Consider the following 18,503-nt stretch of genomic DNA (forward strand, 5'->3'; position numbering starts at 1 on the left):
TTATTTTTTATCCCTTATACATCACAGCACAATTATAATTTTTTGTTTCATCAATGACAACAACACACGCTCAACAACTCGCCGACATTCAGAACTTTGAAGGCAAATATCCCAAGCAACTGTGGTATTTGTTTTTCTCTGAAATGTGGGAACGCTTCTGTTTTTATGGCATGCGCGGTATGCTCACTTATTTTATGGTAAATCAACTGATGATGAAAGAAGATGTAGCCAACCTGCAATACGGAGCTACACAGGCATTTGTATATGCTTTCACTTTTATCGGCGGTTTGTTTGCGGATAAAATTCTGGGTTTTCGCAAATCGCTCTTTTGGGGCGGCATTTTAATGATTATCGGCAGCCTTATTTTGGCTTTTGACCCTAAAACACTTTTCTTCATCGGCATTAGTTTTACCATTATCGGAACGGGTTTTTTCAAGCCCAACATATCCACAATGGTAGGCTCTTTGTATAAAGAAGGCGACCCGCGCCGCGATGCGGGCTTTTCGCTGTTTTATTCGGGTATCAATATCGGTGCTTTGCTGGGCGGCTATGCCTGTATTGCCATTGGCAAAAGTTATTCGTGGAATCTGGCTTTTGGCTTGGCGGCTATTGTGATGACGATTAGTTTGCTTACTTTTATTTTTACCCAAAGAAGTTTGGGACCTATCGGCTTGTCGCCTTTGGCTATTAAAAATGCCGATGGCACTGCTACTACGGCAAGCTCCAAAAAATGGTACGAATATGCGGTATATATCGGCTCATTGTTTTTTATTCCGATAATTATGATGATGGTATCCAATACCGACTATACCGATTTATTTATGTACACCATCGGACCGGCGGCTTTGTTGTATATTTTTTATGAAATGACAAAAGTGACTGCCGCCGAGCGCAAAAAACTCATAGCGGCTTTGGTATTTATTGTTTTTTCGGTGATATTTTGGGCATTTTTGAGCAAAGCGGCGGTTCTTTGAGCCTTTTTGCCGCCAACAACCTCAGCAGCAATTTGCTGGGCTTTATCAAAGCCGACCCCAACGGCGTAAACAATGCCGCCAACTCCTTGTTTGTTATCATTTTTGCGCCGATTTTGGGTATTATTTGGTTGGCATTGGCAAAAAACAAAATAGAACCCAACACGGTAGTAAAATTCGGTTTGGGCTTTTTGTTTCTGGCAGCCGCTTTTTATGTGTTTTATGCCACCCGCTTTTTCGCCGATGCGCAAGGCATCACTTCTTTAGATGTATTTACTTTGGCATATTTGGTGATTACTTTCGGCGAGTTGTGCCTATCGCCTATCGGACTTTCTATTATGACGAAACTGTCGCCGCACCGCTTGCAGGGCGTGATGATGGGAATGTGGTTTTTGGCGAGTGCCTACGGGCAATATGTGGCGGGCATTTTAGGAGCGAATATGGTAAGCCCCAAAGCAGATGCTTCGGCAATGGACAAGCTGATTTCTTACACAGATGGCTACTACCAATTGGCGATATACGCTCTGATAGTGGGCGTGGTATTGTTGGTGATTTCGCCCATAGTACGCCGCCTGATGCAGGAAGTAAAATAAAAGAAAACGAGCTATGATATAAAAATCCGCCGCACGAAGTTGTAAAAACCTGTGCGGCGGATTTTCTTTTTAAAAAAAGTAAATATGGGATTAATCGCTTTTGGTTGATATTCTGCTTATATAAAATTCAAAAGCTATTCCGATGTTTTACAAATGTATCACTTCGCCGTAGGCGGCGGCGGTGGCTTCCATCACGGCTTCGCTCATAGTGGGGTGTGGGTGCACTGCTTTGAGGATTTCGTGTCCGGTGGTTTCGAGTTTGCGGGCTGTTACTATTTCGGCTATCATTTCGGTTACGTTGGCTCCGATAAAATGTGCGCCGAGAAGTTCGCCGTATTTTTCGTCATAAATCAGTTTTACAAAGCCTTCGTTGTGTCCGGAGGCACTGGCTTTGCCCGATGCCGAAAACGGAAATTTTCCGATTTTTACACTATAACCGGCGGCGGTGGCGGCGGCTTCGGTGTAGCCCACACTCGCCACTTCGGGCACACAATAAGTGCAGCCGGGGATATTGTTGTAGTCAAGGGCTTCGGGCTGCAAACCAGCCATGTGCTCTACGGCAATGATACCTTCGGCAGAGGCTACGTGGGCGAGGGCTTGTCCGGCGGTGATGTCGCCGATGGCATACACCCTTTCACATTGGTTTGGTACATCGCATCAGTGAGTACCTTGCCTTTGTCGGTTTTGATGCCGAGTGCCTCCAAGCCGATGCCTTCTATGTTGGTGCTCACGCCTACGGCACTCAACACTACATCGCACTCAATGGTTTGCGCTTCGCCTTCTTTGGGCTGTATCAGCACTTTACATTTTTCGCCCGAAGTATCTACTTTTTCCACCGAAGCATTGGTGATGATGTTCATTCCCGCTTTTTTGTATATTTTTTCCAATTCTTTGGAAACATCGCTGTCTTCTACGGGCAAAATATTAGGCATATACTCCACCACCGTTATTTGTGTGCCGAGCGTATGATAAAAATACGAAAACTCCATACCGATAGCACCGGCTCCTACCACCACCATTGATTGGGGCTGTTGCGGCAAGCTCATCGCTTCGCGGTAGCCGATGATTTTTTTACCGTCTTGCGGCAAATTGGGCAACAGGCGCGACCGCCCGCCCGTAGCGAGCAATATATATTTGGCGGTATATTCTTTTTTGGCACCGGCAGCGTCTGTTACTTCTACTTTGGAAGCCGTCACCAATTTTCCGAAGCCGTTGAGCACCTCTATTTTATTTTTACGCATCAAAAAACTTACACCTTTGCTCATTTTGGCGGCTACTTCGCGGCTGCGGTTCACTACTTTTCCGAAGTCGGCTTTGGGGGCGGCGGCTTCAATGCCGTAGTCGGCGGCGTGCTTTAAGTATTCAAATACCTGAGCACTTTTGAGCAGGGCTTTGGTAGGAATACAGCCCCAATTTAAACAAACACCGCCGAGCGATTCTTTTCTACAATAGCAGTTTTTAAGCCCAATTGCGAAGCGCGGATAGCCGCCACATAGCCAAATACTGCCGATAACAATCAAATCAAAATTCATAAAAAAATATCAAAAAATAGAGCGTTAAAATAATTTTTGGTAAAAATACGGATAAGTACACAAATATCTTATAAAACTTAGCAATAGCTGTATTATTGGCGGCACATATTTTTAAATGCCCTGCAACTACAACATAACAAAATGTTTTATATTTGTCGTTGAAAATATCCGGTTATTTTTTTATCAATTTTACAATATTTTGTATATGAATTTTCTGATACGACTCTTAATCAATGCGGTTTGTGTATATATATTGGCAAATTACCTGCCGAATATCAGTGTGGATAGTTTTGGAAATTCTGTGTTGGTAGCGGCATTGCTGGCATTTGTAAACAGCTTTTTAAAACCCATTCTTTCTTTTATCACTTTTCCGATAACCATTTTAACGATGGGCTTGTTTGCTTTGGTGGTTAATGCCGCCATGGTGATGCTGGTGGATTATTTGGTAGATGGTTTTGTGGTGAGCAGTTGGCTGTGGGCGATTGTTTTTGCCGTATTATTATCAATTTTGAATTCCGTTTTGCTGGGAATTATTGACAATGATTATTGATAAAAAAAACACTTTGCAGCAATTTATCAGATGCGCATTTAATTTGTGAGGATTTACCGACAGCAAGCGATAAGGATTTTTATCGTCTTATCTTTTGTTTGACGAACCGAAGGTATTTTGCCGAAAATATTCATGGAAGTAATTTCTGCTCTCTACAGTGGTTTAATTTTATAGCATACCCATAAATTATAGGTAGTGATTTAAAATGTATGCTGAATATTAAGAGGGGTACGGAACTTGTTTCTAAGAAAGATATAAGTTTTAATGATACCGTAGTGCATATCATCTTTCTTAGAAAAACAAACGGTTTGGCGACAGAGCCTTTTTAAATGTGTTCTGAAATCTCGGTTGCGCCTTTCAATATGGGTAGTTTTAGCCTTTGCGATAATATGCTTTTGAGGAGCAATGTACTTTTTATAAGACTTCCAATCATCGGTTCGGTAGGAATCAATTTGTAAATGAGCGAGTTTTCTCATCAGAGCTTTGCAAGCCGAATTATTGCGTTTTCCGATGTAAAAAGCTAAAATTTGACCAGAATCTGCGTCATAAGCATACCAAAGCCAGCGTTTGCCTTGTTTGCGATGTTTGACAAAAGTCCACATTTCATCAATTTGGACCTTCTTAAAATGTCCTTGAACAATAGGCTCTTGTATTTGTCTGAACCACTTGCGCAAGATCAATAAGATGCCCGCGATGCTTATTCCACAGACCCTTTGAATATCTCTGATACCACTGCCATTGAAGGTCATACAGCGAACCTGCCGTTTAATACGAGGATCTGCTCCTTTGTATTTGTAGGCAAATTGAAATTGTTTTTGCACTTATAACAATAGAAATTTTGAGTACCATTGGCTTTTTGCCATTTTTTTTTACATTTGTATCCTCACAATGAGGGCAAACCACTTGAACCAGTATTTCAGACATACTAATTTAAGTTGGTTTTGCCCTTTTGGGTTGTCAATATGACAACTTTTTGCAAAAATCACCAGCATACATTCTTAATCAGTACCTTCTTATAAATCTATCTGTTGATTGAGCAATAATATCACTGCTACACATTAACAGCAATGCGAATAAAAAACTTAATATTTTTTTCATTTGTGTTATTCTTTTTGTGTATTTAATTGCGAGTTTTGAGAGATAGGACGCATATAACTGTTAGAAGTCACTCCTGTTTGTTTTTATATGTAAAAACATTAAAAAACCGCCCTTGCTATCTCCACAAAAGTTGCTACTCGCCCCATCGTATAATAATGCAGGCAGGGTACTCCAAATTCTATGAGTTCTTTGGACTGTTGAATACACCACTCCGTGCCCACCCGTGCCACTTCTTTGTCGTCCTTACATTTTTCTACGGCTTCTGCCAAGTCGTGTGGAATTTCAATATAAAAATGTCGCGGAATACTGGCAATTTGCTTGCGATTGACGATGGGCTTGATGCCGGGAATAATCGGAATATTGATACCCTCTTCGCGGCATTGCTTCACGAAATCAAAGAATTTCTGATTGTCAAAAAACATCTGCGTCATAATATAATCTGCCCCCGCCTCTACTTTTTGTTTTAAGTGTTTGAGGTCGGTTTTAAAGTTGGGGGCTTCAAAATGTTTTTCGGGATAGCCGGCAATGCCAATGCAAAAGTCGGTACATACGGCATTCTCCAAATCATCTTCCAAATAAACGCCTTTGTTCATGTTGTTGATTTGCCGCACCAAATCTACTGCATAGCGGTGGCCGTTTTCGGAGGCGATAAACTCACTTTCTGATTTCATAGCATCGCCGCGCAACGCCAGCACATTATTAATTCCCAAATAATGCAAATCAATCAAAGCATCTTCGGTAGCATCTTTATTGAAGCCGCCACATACCAAATGCGGTATGGTATCTACTTTGTAGCGATAACGAATTGCCGAGCAAATACCCACCGTGCCGGGGCGTTTGCTCAATACCACCTGCTCAAAACTACCATCGGGGCGGCGTTTGAAAATATACTCCGAACGATGATAAGTAACATTAATAAATGGCGGCTGAAACTCCATCAAAGGGTCTAATACATTATAAAGCGACTCGATACTTTTTCCTTTCAGAGGTGGTAATATTTCAAAGGAAATAAGTGTTTTTTGGGAATTGGCTAAATGTTCGGTAACTTTCATTTCAGGAAAATATTCAGATATACACTAATATTTAAAAATCAGTTTGGCGTGCAAAGCTACAATATTCACCTGCGATTATCAAAAAATAAAAAGAGAAAGGACTGCTTGTGAGCAGTCCTTTCTCTTTTTTTATCCGAATGAATAACAATATATTAGTGATTTACCACTACTTTTTGTGTGCGTATTTCTTTGCCTTGCTGAACATTTACGATATATACGCCATTGGCAATACCGCCCATATTCAACTCAACACGGTTAGAGCCTTTATTGACAGAAACCGGCAAACGCAACATTTCTTTTCCGTACATATCATATACAGTTACATTGGCATCGCTGATTTCAAAAGTGTTGAAATCAATAGTCAATACATCTTGTACCGGATTAGGGAAAATGCTCAAGCTTTCAAAAGCAGGTGCGCTTTCCAACGCCTCCAAATTGTTGCTGCCGTCATTACGAAAAGCAGTAGAACTGATGCTCGCTTTGAGGTTGTAGCAAGATGAACTACTGTAAGCACCGCCGTAGCCATATACTTTTACATAATAAGTAGCTGTAGTAGCATTATTATAAATGATACTTTCGGCATCGGTATTGGCATTTTCAGAAGTAGCCAATAAAGTACCATTAGACTTATATAATTGTAAATCATAGTCAAGCGGCAAATTATATAATTCTACCAAAATATTCTTTTTGGTGCTGGTATTAGAGAATTTGAACCAGTCCACATCAGTGCTGCTGCCGATTTTTGCAGTAATGGCACTGTTCACCGCAATAGTTTTAGCAGATGAAAAAGAGTTGTTGCTTTCGTAATTATCTGTGCAGGAAGTGCTGGTAGCAGCAGAGGTAGTAAAGCTGGCAGCAGCAGAATAAGAACCGGTAGTAGAACATACGGCTTGTACTTGGAAATTATAAGTAGTAGATGCCGCCAAACCACTCAAACTTTTTGAGTTGGTAGTAGATGTGGTGGTAGTCCAGGTAGTGGCACTTGAAGTTTTGTACTGAACATTGTAAGAAGTAGCACCGCTTACTGCCGCCCAACTCAAAGTAGCACTGCTTGAAGTAACAGCAGATGCCGACAAAGAAGAAGGTGTGCCGCAAGTGGTGGTACCGCCGCCGCCCGAAGGAGCATTGCAGGCAGTAGAAGTAGCCAAACTGGCGCGTGTACCGCCCGAAGCCAATACAGCTTGCATACGGGTTTTTTGACCACTGCTGAACATATACATACAAGCATCATCGGTATAATCCATATAGTTCATTGTCATTTCTCGCGGGCTGCCGCTGCAAGTGCTGTAATGCGGCTGCGAAGGACAACCATAGTTAGAAGTATTGTGTGTAGGTGTATCACTTACCAAGTCGCTGCCGCAAGTGGCATCGCCCCAGATATGGCGCAAATTGAGGTAGTGTCCTACTTCGTGTGTGGCAGTACGTCCTTTATTGAAAGGAGCAGTAGCTGTACCTGTTGTACCCAAATAGCGATAGTCAATCACTACGCCATCAGTAGCGGTAGAGCCGCCAGGGAATTGGGCATAACCCAAAATGCCGCCGCCGATATTACATATCCAAATGTTTAAATATTTAGTAGCGTCCCAAGGATTTACACCGCCCTGTGTTGCTTTTTTTACGTTGTCGTTTGTACCCCAAGAACTCACATTGGCATAAGTGCGCGTGATACCCGTAGTAGCTGCACCGGTCGGTGTGGTTTGCGCCAAACAGAAATTAATTTCGGCATCGGCAGCAAGTCCGGCAAAAGCTGAAGGCACGCTGCCTGCGTCACTGTTCAATTTACGAAAGTCGTTGTTCAATACAGTCAATTGCGACATTATCTGCGCATCGCTGATGTTTTCGGTAGTCGTTTTATAAACTACATGGAATACTACCGGAATGGTATAAACCACACGCTCATTTTCGTGTTCGTGCTTTGCCACATAATTTTGTGTAAATGTTTCAATGTTTTGCATTTTTTGCTCCAAAGCAGGGTCTTCCTGTTTCAAACGGTCTAATACGTCCATAGAGCCGCAGTTGCGTTGTTGTTGCGCAAACATAGCAGTAGAAGCAGCCAAAATTGCAAGAAGAAGGGCAGAGATTCTTTTCATTTTTTTTAAATTTGTTTGGGGAAGTTAAGTTATTATATAAATAAAAATTATATCACGATTAAATAAGAAAGATGATAAAATCAATTCAAGGCGGTGTCAAAAAATATGCCAATTTTTATAAATTAATTTAACAATCCAAAAGCGGCGAAAAGTTATGTATAAAATTTTAATCTGTATAATTTTTTTTAAAAATTTTTTCTATTTAAAAAAAACAATATTCCTATTAGAAAAACAAATCTTTTTGTGGGTCAAAATTTTATTTACTCGCCTTCAGCATACTAAAAAAAATTTAATCAAAATAAAAAAACAAACTATACTTATGTAAATATTAAAAAATAATTGTACAAAAAAAGCTACACTTTTAATATTTACTCTCCGTTAAAAATTAAGCAATAAAATAAAATTGGAATGAATACATATTTGTTTTATTGAAGTTTTTTAAGCAGCAAAATTCCATATAACGGAAATCCAAATACTCCATATCTACCTGTTTATTTACGCTATCCAAAAAAATAAACATCGTTGCCGTTCTATGTAATTGAAGTATCTTGCTTAACTTCGCCCAAAATAAAATTCAACCTTGACACTCATTACATCTGTATCAGGCATACGCGGCACTATCGGCGGTTCTGTTGGTAGCAACTTAACACCAATAGACATTGTGAAATACACCGCCGCATACGGCACGATGTTGCTCCAACAGCAACAGCAAGAAGTTGCCAACCTCTCGCCACTCACAGTGGTGGTTGGTAGAGATGCCCGTATATCCGGCGATATAGTGCGCCGCTTGGTGGCGGCTACTTTACAGGCTCTGGGTATTCATGTTGTTGATACCGGATTAGCTACTACACCCACCGTAGAAATGGCAGTGATAGCCACACAAGCGGCGGGCGGCATTATTTTGAGTGCCAGCCACAATCCCAAAGAATGGAACGCCCTCAAACTCCTCAACCATAAAGGCGAATTTATCAGTGCCACCGCCGGTGCCCAGCTGCTCCAAATTGCACAGAACGAAGCATTTGTTTTTACCGAAGTGGACAAATTGGGCAACTACGAGCGCAACGACAGCTTTTTACAATATCATATTGACCAGATTGTGGCATTGCCTTTGGTAAATGTGGAAGCCATTCGTTCCAAAAACTATAAGATAGTAATAGATGGTATTAATTCGGTGGGAGCTATTGCCGTACCCGCTTTGTTGCAGGCTTTGGGTGTTCAGGAAACCATCGTTTTAAATGCTACACCAGACGGAAAATTTGCTCACAACCCCGAACCCTTGCCCGAGCACCTCACCAATCTTGCCGAGCGAGTGCGCTCTTTAAAGGCGCATTTGGGTTTTGCGGTAGATCCCGATGCCGACCGCCTTGCCGTGGTGTGCGAAGACGGCGATATGTTTGGCGAAGAATATACTTTGGTAGCTGTAGCGGACTACATACTCAAGCACCACAAAGGCAGCACGGTATCCAATTTGTCGTCGAGCCGTGCCCTGCGCGATGTCACCGAAAAAGCGGGCTGCAATTATTTCGCCGCCGCCGTAGGTGAAGTGCATGTAGTAGAAAAAATGAAAGCCGTTGATGCCGTTATCGGCGGCGAAGGCAACGGCGGCATTATTTATCCGCCTTTGCATTATGGACGCGATGCTTTGGTGGGTATCGCCTTGTTTTTGTCGCATTTGGCAAGCTCCAACAAATACTGCTCTTTGTTGCGTGCTGCTTATCCTAATTATTATATGGTAAAAGACAAAATAGTGCTGCCACCACAATTGGATATGAACTTGCTGTTGGAAAAAGTGCGGCAGCGTTTTGCCAAATATCCCGCCAATACCGAAGACGGCTTAAAATTGGAGTTTGACCAAGATTGGGTACATCTGCGCCAATCCAATACCGAACCCATTATCCGAATCTACGCCGAAAGCCACTCAGAAGTGAGTGCCAAACGCCTAACGGAACAAATCAAAATTGCGATGAAAGAGATTTTAAATCCAACTGCCTAATTTTAAGAAAAAACAGTACCATTTTTTATAAGCCGCCTATCGCAACCGAATCTTTGTATGCCATAGGTATCGGCACACTGACACCCGCCAGCAACACGTTGATATTGCCTTTTAAATATACCTCTACTTTTTTGTTTTCATAAGCAGAAAGTATATTGCTCAAAATATTTTTTTCTTTCAAAAAAGAAGCCGGACTAAAAGATACATACAAGGGAATATCAAACTCACTGTTACCGCTAATAGTAACCGCATCTTTATTTTCTATTTTACCTACTTTTACGCCGTTGGCAAATACGTCCAAATCTATACCACTCATCGTGCAACCTACATTGTTGTCGTTTTTAAAAATAGCATCACCTTTGAGCGTAATTTTACTGAGCGATACTCCCGACAGCGACATATTCTCAACCCTTTGGAATTGAGGAACTGCGGCACTGCGATATTTCATATAAGCCCAAGCAAGAGCCGCCACTATCACCAAAAAGAAAAACATTCGTTTCATACTAAAATATAAATATAACGGTGCAAAGGTAATTTTCGTTTTTTAAAATTAATCAGGTTATATCTGTTATATTTCCAAATTTATTAAAAAAGCATAATTAAAAATGTGCTTTTGCCGTAAATTCAAACTTATACAAAGAAAAATCAGTATTTTAGCTTAATTTCGCCTTTGATATTGTTTTGTAAAAAAAAATCATCAAATAAAAAATATGAATACACTTTCCCTCAAAGCCATAAAAAAAATTCCTGCCAACGAGAGCATTGTTTATATCATTGATAAAAATACAGATTTAAAAGCCAATAATTTTACAGCAAAATCACTTACTGCCGACGAGCTTGCAGCAGCACAGCGTTTGCTCAAAGACAGTACTCAAACGCTCATTACTTTCCATCGCTCCGAATACAGCATTGTATTAGCGGTATGCAACAACGAAGAAAAAGACCCAACCTATATACGCTGCGAAACCCTTCGCAATTTGGGGCATAAAACCGCCGAATACGCCAACACACACAAATTCAAAAGTCTGAGTTTTGTCAATATCTCCTCCGAAATTTCAAATGCTGCCCTATACGCCGCTGAAGGTGCTGCTCTGGGAAATTATCAGTTTCTGAAATACAGAAAAAATGCCGAAAAAGAACGCAACAGCCTCGAAAACATTCAAATATATGACGTTTCGCGCGAAAAAGTGGAAGAATTGGAGAAACTAACAGAAGCTGTTTACATCTGCCGCAATTTGGTAAACGAACCCCTCAGCTACCTCACCGCCCCGCAGTTTAGCGAAGAAATAGAGCATTTGGGTAAAAAGAAAGGCTTTGAGGTGACGGTTTTTAAGAAAAAACAAATAGAAGAAATGGGAATGGGCGGCTTGCTGTCAGTAAACAAAGGTAGCAACGTGCCGCCCCGCTTTAATATCTTGGAGTGGAAACCCGCCAAAGCCGTCAATACAGCACCTATCGTGTTGGTAGGCAAAGGAGTGGTATTTGATACAGGCGGCTTGAGCCTCAAACCCACCCCCGACAGTATGGACTATATGAAATGCGATATGGCAGGTGCTGCCGCCGTTTTGGGTACTTTGTGTGCCGCCGCCGACAATCAGTTGCCCTTGCATATTATAGGCTTAATTCCGGCTACCGACAACCGCCCGGGCGAAGACGCTTATGTCCCCGGCGATGTAATTACACAATATGACGGTACTACGATAGAAGTGCTCAATACCGATGCCGAAGGGCGTTTGATTTTGGCAGATGCCCTCGCCTACGCCAAACAATACAATCCCGAATTAGTAATAGATTTGGCTACGCTCACTGGTGCCGCCGCACGCGCGCTAGGCATTTATGCTATTGCAATGTTGAGCAATGCCGATACGCAAGTAAATAAAGATTTTATCAACAGCGGCTTTGAAGTATATGAGCGTATGATTGAATTTCCGCTCTGGAAAGAATACGGCGATATGATGAAGTCGGATATAGCAGATATGAAAAATATCGGAGGTCCCTTAGCGGGGCATATTACCGCCGCCAAATTTTTGGAGCATTTCACCGCTTATCCTTGGATTCATTTGGATATTGCCGGCGTAGCTTATTTGCACAGTCCTTATGGCTATCGCGGCAAAAACGCCTCGGGTGTAGGCGTGCGTCTGCTCTACGATTTTTTGGCTACAAGAGCAAAAGGCAGCGAAACCAAATAAGCGTTTTCTTCTGATTATCATGCTCAAAGCCCTTTTCAGATTTTATTTTAAACTCGCCCGGCTGGAAAATAGACGGCGTATTGCAGCCCGAATATCAGCGTTGTGTGTTGGTGGCAGCACCGCATACAAGCAATTGGGATTTTGTAATAGCTATGGCGGCAATGGATATAATGAAAGTGCCTTTGCGTTTTACTATCAAAGATGAGATATTGCGCTTTCCTTTGGGAATGTTTATCCGCCCTTTGGGTGCTTTGGGTATCAACCGCCGCCCGCGTCAGGCAGGAGAAGAAAGACCGAGTATGACGGAGGCGATGATTGATTTATTTAAAAAACACGACCGTCTGGCGATGATTGTAACTGCCGAAGGCACACGCAGCCTCCGCACCGAATGGAAAACAGGATTTTATTATGTGGCATTGGGCGCACAAGTTCCTATCGCATTATCGTATATTGATTATGAAAAAAAACTGTGCGGCATTAAACAATTTGTTATGCCTACCGGAGACATTGATGCCGATATGCGCAAAATTATGGATTTCTATCGCACCCATGGCAAAGGCAAGCACCCCGAATTGTTTAGCTTAGATGTGCGGTACAGCGGGTTGTAGTCTGATTTCAAAAAAAGTGAACGATATAGGCTATATCGTATTGAAAATAAGGATATTAGCTTTATTTTATTAAAAAAATGAACTTTTTATCTTGATTTTTCAAAAAAAAGACATTTTTACAAATAAAAAATTAAAATTCAGCGATTTCGTTTTAAAAAAACAATTTCATATTCAAGGAATAATTAAACTTTATGAATAAACCCCTCATTGGTATCAGTATTGGCGATCTCAACGGTATCAGTATAGAAGTAATATTAAAAACATTTCGCGATGAGCGTATGTATGATATTTGTACGCCTATTATCTATGGCTCATCAAAGGCTATTTCTTATCATAAAAATATTCTTAAAGAACCAGATTTTAAATTTAACCTCATTACCTCCGCCGACCAAGCGCAGGAAAAAACGCTCAATATCATCAACTGCTGGCAGGAAACGATAAATATTAATATCGGCACTGCCGACAAAAATAGTGGCAGCTATGTGCTAAAAGCCCTGCACGCCGTAGCCGACGATGCAATACAACAACATATTGATGCCGTTATTACTGCTCCGGTGAACAAAAGTGTGCTGGATACGCCGCAAGAGCCGTTTTTGGGACAAACGGAGTTTTTTGCAAAAAAATGCAACCACACCCAAAATCTGATGTTTTTGGTGAGCGAGCGCATGAAGGTGGGATTAGTAACCAACCATGTGCCTGTCAGCGAAATAGCGGCTCAGATAAGCAAAGAAAAAGTAATTCAAAAAATAAACCTCATCAATGAAGCTCTGCGCCGCGACTTTTTGATAGAACGCCCCAAAATTGCGGTATTGGCACTCAATCCGCACGCCGGCGACGACGGGCTGATTGGCAAAGAAGACGACACTGTGCTGCGTCCGGCATTGGAGCAGGCAAAACAAGCGGGTATGCTGGCGTTTGGTCCTTATGCCGCCGATGGGTTTTTCGGCACGGGCATTTACAAAGAATTTGATGCAGTGTTGGCGATGTACCACGACCAGGGGCTTATTCCTTTTAAATTGCTTTCTTTCGGATTTGGCGTAAATTATACGGCAGGATTGCCTTTTGTACGCACCTCACCCGACCACGGCACTGCCTACGATATTGCAGGCAAAGGCATTGCCAAACACGACTCTTTCCGGCAGGCTGTTTTTGAAGCCATTGACATTGTAAACAACCGCCGCAGCTACGATGCCATGCACGCTAACTCATTGAAACGCACCCAATTAGAGCGCGAAGTAGATGCTTAGTTTTTTTAAAAAAAGAAAGATACGGCACCTCTGAAATATAAAAAAAACGCCTCCTTCGTTGATGACAGACAAAGGAGGCGTTGGTATTTATTTTTTAAAAATTTTAAGCACTGCAACTCAAACAATCGGGATCGTCTAAAGAACAGGCTTTTACTTGCTCACGCTCATCTTCCGAAATTTCATAAAAAGAAGATTCTTTATTTGCAAAAGCAGTTATTGTTTCTTCCTCTGCCATCACTTTTGATACAGCTGCTACTTTCACACCGTTGTTCTTCGTCAAATCGCGTTGTTTTTTCAAATATTCAGCATCTAAAGTAAATTTGATAGGCTCGGCACTGGGGCGCGTGCGCAAATAATACATGCCCGTTTTCAAGCCGATTTTCCACGCATGAAAGTGCATAGAAGTCAATTTTTTATAATTCACATCTTGCATAAACACATTCATACTTTGGCTTTGGCAAATAAAAACACCGCGCTCCGCAGCCATATCCAAAATTGTTTTTTGGCTGATTTCCCAAGCTGTTTTGTACAAATCTTTGATAGATTGCGGCAGCCCTTCTATGGATTGTACCGAGCCGTTGTTGGCGATGAGTGCCGTGCGCAAATCATCATTCCACATACCCAAAGCAATGAGGTCTTTGAGTAAGTGTTTATTCACCACAATAAATTCGCCCGACAATACGCGGCGCGTGTAAATATTGGAGGTATAAGGTTCAAAACATTCGTTGTTGCCTAAAATCTGAGAAGTAGATGCTGTGGGCATCGGTGCCAACAAAAGGCTGTTGTACAAACCGCTTGCTTTGATATTGGCTTTGAGTGTAGTCCAATCCCAACGCGCCGAAGGCTCTGCGCCCCACATATCATATTGCAAAATGCCCTCGCTGGCGGGTGAGCCTGCAAAAGACTCATAAGCTCCGTGCTGTTGCGCCAGTTCGTTGGAGGCGGTGAGCGCAGCAAAATAAATCGTTTCAAAAATTTCGCGGTTGAGCTGCTGGGCTTCGGCACTTTCAAAAGGCAAACGCAGCAAAATAAAAGCATCAGCCAAACCCTGCACACCAATACCAATAGGGCGGTGGCGTAAGTTGGAATGTTTGGCTTCGGCAACCGGATAGTAATTGATATCGATGATACGATTGAGGTTGCGCGTGAGAACTTTTGTAATTTCAAATAATTTTTGATGATCAAACACACCCTCGTTCACAAAGCGCGGCAATGCAATAGAACCCAAATTACACACAGCAACTTCTTCGGGCGAAGTGTATTCAATAATTTCCGTGCATAAATTGGAACTTCGGATAGTACCCAAATTCTTTTGGTTGGATTTTTGGTTAGCAGCATCTTTATACAACATATAAGGTGTGCCTGTTTCTATCTGCGAATCCAATATTTTAAACCATAATTCCTGTGCTTTTACCACTTTTCGGGCTTTGCCTTCGGCTTCATATTGTTCGTAGAGGCGTTCAAATGCTTCGCCGTAGCAATCGTATAAATTGGGAGCTTCATTCGGACAAAACAAAGACCAGTCGGCGTTGGCTTCTACACGCTTCATAAACAGGTCGGGAATCCAAAGGGCATAAAACAAATCGCGGGCACGCATTTCTTCTTTACCGTGATTTTTTTTCATTTCCAAAAAATCAAAAATATCGCTGTGCCAAGGCTCTACATAAATGGCAAAAGCACCTTTGCGTTTGTTGCCGCCCTGATCCACATAGCGGGCAGTATCGTTAAATACGCGCAACATCGGCACTAAGCCGTTAGAATGACCACCCGTACCTTTGATATAGCTACCTTTTGCGCGTATATTATGCACGCTCACGCCGATACCGCCCGCACTTTGCGATATTTTGGCACATTGTGATAAAGTATTAAAAATACCTTCGATAGAATCATCTTGCATACTGAGCAAAAAACACGAAGATAATTGCGGCTTCGGCGTGCCTGCATTGAAAAGCGTAGGAGTGGCATGAATAAACCAACGCTCGCTCATCAGTTCGTAGGTTTCCAAAGCGGCGGCGATATCTTCACCATGAATACCTACTGCCACACGCATAAACAAGTGCTGCGGACGCTCTACCGTTTTACCGTGCAGGCGCAGCAAATAAGAGCGTTCCAAGGTTTTAAAACCGAAATAATCAAAATGATAATCGCGGTCGTAAATAATGGCAGAATCCAATTCGGCGGCGTGGCGGCGTATAATCTGGTAGGTTTTTTCAGAAATCAAGCCGGCTCTTTCATCGGTTTTGGGATCGCGATATTCATAAAGCTCGCGTATGGTAGCACTAAATGATTTAAGCGTGTTTTTGTGCAAATTGCTCACCGCAATACGCGCCGCCAAAATAGAGTAGTCGGGGTGCTGAGTAGCCAGCGAAGCAGCAGTTTCCGCAGCCAGATTGTCGAGTTCTGTCGTACTTACGCCATCGTACAAGCCCTGAATAACGCGCTTGGCGATGTCGAAAGGCTCTATGTATTTTGTATCTAAGCCATAGCAGAGTTTTACAATACGAGCAGTAATTTTGTCGAATTTGACGGCTTCGCGGCTACCGTTTCTTTTGATAACGTACATGAGGTTTTGGGGATAAGAGAGGTGATAAAAATAGCACACACCTAACCACACTTGTATGAGCCTTGCAAAGGGATTTAAAAGCGATTTTTCAACTTTTTAATCAGTATTTTACAAGATAAATACAAGTTGTTATAGCGTTGTACCAATATGGTCAATATATGTTATGTTTTTATTTAAATAATTAAATATCAATATATTATAAAAATATAATTGCAGCAATACAGGATAATAAAATCTTTTATTAAAAGAATCGGGCGAAAAAATTTTTATACACAACAGCTAAATAATTGAATATATCATTGTAATTAAAACACAATATACCTGTATTGCCGATAGCTGTAAATGCACGGTGCAAGTTTAGCCATTCTGCACACAACTTTACCCATCCGAAGGGTATTTTTTATCCACACAAGCCATATTTCTTGTGCATAAATTTTTTTCCTTGAAGTATTTCCATATTTAGTAAAAATGGTGTAGAGGGCATACTTCTTTTCAAAAAAAATTAGCCTGTTTTACAAAACGAAAAAACTAAATCTAATGTGTTTGTAAGCGTTTGGGCAAAGTAAACATTATCCAACAGCCTGCAATAAAAAAAACAGAAAGTGCCAATGCCGAATTGCGCATCGAGCCGGTAATTTGGTCAAAAAAACCGAATACAAAAGCTCCAATCACTACCGACAGTTTTTCGGCTACATCATAAAAGGAAAAATAAGAAGCGTAGTTGTGGGTATGCTGCGGAATGAGTTTGGCATAAGTGGAACGCATCAACGATTGTGTGCCGCCCATAATAAGCCCCACTACCATCGCCAATACATAAAATTGTGCGGCTGTGGTAACAAAATACGCCGACCAGCATACCACTATCCACAAAAAAAGTGCCGGCAGCAGCACCCCCACATTACCCCAGTGTTGAGCGGCTTTGGCAAAAATATAAGCCCCTGCTATTGCCACCAACTGAATAATGAGCAACACCATAATCAATTGTGCATCGGGCAGGTGCAGCTCTTTGGCTCCAAACAAACTCGCCAGATTCATCGTAGTTTGCAAACCCACGCTCGACCAAAAAAACGCCCACAAATAGCGGTATAAAATTGTATTGTGGCGCACTTCGTTCCAAACCTTTTTCAGCTCCCGAAAACCATTCCACAAAATATGCGACTCAATTTTTCCTTTTTTGTGTTCTTTGGGCAAATAATAAAAAGGTATGAGGGAAAAAACAAGCCACCACACCCCCACCGTCAAAAATGCCAGCCGCGAAGCGTAGCTTTGGTAGTAAGCTGTTGCCGCCTGTGCAGCAGAATCGGCGGTCAAGGCGGGATTTTCGTGCAGCAATGCCTGTGCTTTGGCGGCTACATCAAAAAACACCTCCGGCATTTGAATTACTGCCAAATTGATAATCAACAACAACACACTACCCACATAGCCGAGTGCAAAACCTTTGGCACTGAGTTCGTCGTAGCGGTCGGGTGTGGCAATTTCGGGCAAAAAAGCATTATAAAACACTAAACTCCCATTCCAAGCCACTGTGGAAATAAGCAACAAAAGCAGCCCTAAATGAATAGTATTCTGCGTAAAAAAATACAATCCCATACACGCCAAAGCTCCTACCCAGCAATGCAGTTGGAGCAGACGTTTTTTTAAGCCGCCGTAATCGGCAATACCCGACAACACCGGAGCAAGCAATACCACTATCAAAAACGCCAATGAAGTGTTGTACGAAAAAACCACCGAATTATCAAAGCGCATACCGGCGATTTCTACATAATAGGGAGCTTGTGTTGCTCCTTTGGCAAGGGCAGCGGCTTTGGTGACAGCCTGATAATAGATAGGAAAAATGGCGGTGCGAATGGTGAGCGCAAATACAGAGTTTGCCCAGTCGTACATCGCCCAAGCATTGAGCACGCTACTTTGGTTGAGGGGTTGCCGATTCATATAACAAAGAGATGCAAGCGTATAAAAAATATTTTCGCTTGAAAGATAGCTAAAAACGGCAATATGGAGCGGTGGATTTTGTGAA

At 41.9% G+C, this 18,503-nt stretch carries 11 protein-coding genes and 2 pseudogenes; 6 read left to right on the forward strand and 7 right to left on the reverse strand.

Going from position 1 to position 18,503, the window contains the following annotated elements:
* Positions 1–53 precede the first annotated feature (53 nt).
* Positions 54–1,564, forward strand: a pseudogene (locus IPL35_07370) (peptide MFS transporter).
* 147 nt (positions 1,565–1,711) lie between these two features.
* Here IPL35_07370 and lpdA read toward each other — a convergent pair.
* Positions 1,712–3,096 (reverse strand): annotated as a pseudogene (gene lpdA, locus IPL35_07375) (dihydrolipoyl dehydrogenase).
* 205 nt (positions 3,097–3,301) lie between these two features.
* On the opposite strand from lpdA, the gene IPL35_07380 reads away from it, so the two are divergent.
* Positions 3,302–3,646: a phage holin family protein gene (locus tag IPL35_07380; protein MBK8443234.1), complete on the forward strand. Its 345-nt coding sequence runs from the start codon at positions 3,302–3,304 to the stop codon at positions 3,644–3,646.
* Between the two features lie 200 nt (positions 3,647–3,846).
* On the opposite strand, the gene IPL35_07385 is transcribed toward IPL35_07380, so the two are convergent.
* The 3 genes from IPL35_07385 to IPL35_07395 form a co-directional block, all read right to left on the reverse strand.
* Positions 3,847–4,467 carry an IS1 family transposase gene (locus IPL35_07385; GenBank protein ID MBK8443235.1) on the reverse strand — a complete coding sequence of 207 codons (621 nt, stop codon included), beginning with the start codon at positions 4,465–4,467 and terminating at the stop codon, positions 3,847–3,849.
* A gap of 375 nt (positions 4,468–4,842) precedes the next feature.
* The gene (gene metF, locus IPL35_07390) at positions 4,843–5,796 is read right to left on the reverse strand and encodes a methylenetetrahydrofolate reductase [NAD(P)H] (GenBank protein MBK8443236.1); all 954 of its coding nucleotides are present in this window, start codon (positions 5,794–5,796) and stop codon (positions 4,843–4,845) included.
* A gap of 152 nt (positions 5,797–5,948) precedes the next feature.
* Positions 5,949–7,886: a T9SS type A sorting domain-containing protein gene (locus IPL35_07395; protein ID MBK8443237.1), complete on the reverse strand. Its 1,938-nt coding sequence runs from the start codon at positions 7,884–7,886 to the stop codon at positions 5,949–5,951.
* Positions 7,887–8,466: 580 nt separating this feature from the next.
* On the opposite strand from IPL35_07395, the gene glmM reads away from it, so the two are divergent.
* On the forward strand, positions 8,467–9,879 hold the full coding sequence (gene glmM, locus IPL35_07400) for a phosphoglucosamine mutase (protein ID MBK8443238.1): 1,413 nt from the start codon (positions 8,467–8,469) through the stop codon (positions 9,877–9,879).
* Positions 9,880–9,904: 25 nt separating this feature from the next.
* Here the strand turns inward: glmM and IPL35_07405 are convergent, their stop codons facing one another.
* Positions 9,905–10,381 (reverse strand): LEA type 2 family protein, encoded by a 477-nt coding sequence (locus IPL35_07405; GenBank protein ID MBK8443239.1) that lies wholly within the window; start codon positions 10,379–10,381, stop codon positions 9,905–9,907.
* A gap of 208 nt (positions 10,382–10,589) precedes the next feature.
* On the opposite strand from IPL35_07405, the gene IPL35_07410 reads away from it, so the two are divergent.
* The 3 genes from IPL35_07410 (at position 10,590) to pdxA (ending at position 13,923) form a co-directional block, all read left to right on the forward strand.
* Entirely contained in the window at positions 10,590–12,068 is a 1,479-nt protein-coding gene (locus IPL35_07410) for a leucyl aminopeptidase family protein (GenBank protein ID MBK8443240.1), read from the forward strand.
* 68 nt (positions 12,069–12,136) lie between these two features.
* Positions 12,137–12,676 (forward strand): 1-acyl-sn-glycerol-3-phosphate acyltransferase, encoded by a 540-nt coding sequence (locus IPL35_07415; protein ID MBK8443241.1) that lies wholly within the window; start codon positions 12,137–12,139, stop codon positions 12,674–12,676.
* A 191-nt stretch (positions 12,677–12,867) separates the two neighbouring features.
* A complete protein-coding gene (pdxA, locus tag IPL35_07420) occupies positions 12,868–13,923 on the forward strand; it encodes a 4-hydroxythreonine-4-phosphate dehydrogenase PdxA (GenBank protein ID MBK8443242.1) in 1,056 nt (351 codons plus the stop codon).
* A 103-nt stretch (positions 13,924–14,026) separates the two neighbouring features.
* On the opposite strand, the gene IPL35_07425 is transcribed toward pdxA, so the two are convergent.
* Positions 14,027–16,486 carry a ribonucleoside-diphosphate reductase subunit alpha gene (locus tag IPL35_07425; GenBank protein ID MBK8443243.1) on the reverse strand — a complete coding sequence of 820 codons (2,460 nt, stop codon included), beginning with the start codon at positions 16,484–16,486 and terminating at the stop codon, positions 14,027–14,029.
* A 534-nt stretch (positions 16,487–17,020) separates the two neighbouring features.
* Positions 17,021–18,418 carry an MFS transporter gene (locus IPL35_07430; GenBank protein ID MBK8443244.1) on the reverse strand — a complete coding sequence of 466 codons (1,398 nt, stop codon included), beginning with the start codon at positions 18,416–18,418 and terminating at the stop codon, positions 17,021–17,023.
* Between the last annotated feature and the right edge of the window lie 85 nt (positions 18,419–18,503).

The organism is Sphingobacteriales bacterium, assembly GCA_016711285.1.
In the GTDB taxonomy this organism is placed as follows: Bacteria; Bacteroidota; Bacteroidia; order Chitinophagales; family UBA2359; genus JADJTG01.

Bases quoted from the DNA above. Each gene is read 5' to 3' on its own strand.
- IPL35_07380 (MBK8443234.1), top strand. From the start codon at position 3,302: ATGAATTTTCTGATACGACTCTTAATCAATGCGGTTTGTGTATATATA.
- metF (MBK8443236.1), bottom strand. From the start codon at position 5,796: ATGAAAGTTACCGAACATTTAGCCAATTCCCAAAAAACACTTATTTCC.
- IPL35_07395 (MBK8443237.1), bottom strand. From the start codon at position 7,886: ATGAAAAGAATCTCTGCCCTTCTTCTTGCAATTTTGGCTGCTTCTACT.
- IPL35_07405 (MBK8443239.1), bottom strand. From the start codon at position 10,381: ATGAAACGAATGTTTTTCTTTTTGGTGATAGTGGCGGCTCTTGCTTGG.
- IPL35_07410 (MBK8443240.1), top strand. From the start codon at position 10,590: ATGAATACACTTTCCCTCAAAGCCATAAAAAAAATTCCTGCCAACGAG.
- pdxA (MBK8443242.1), top strand. From the start codon at position 12,868: ATGAATAAACCCCTCATTGGTATCAGTATTGGCGATCTCAACGGTATC.
- IPL35_07425 (MBK8443243.1), bottom strand. From the start codon at position 16,486: ATGTACGTTATCAAAAGAAACGGTAGCCGCGAAGCCGTCAAATTCGAC.
- IPL35_07430 (MBK8443244.1), bottom strand. From the start codon at position 18,418: ATGAATCGGCAACCCCTCAACCAAAGTAGCGTGCTCAATGCTTGGGCG.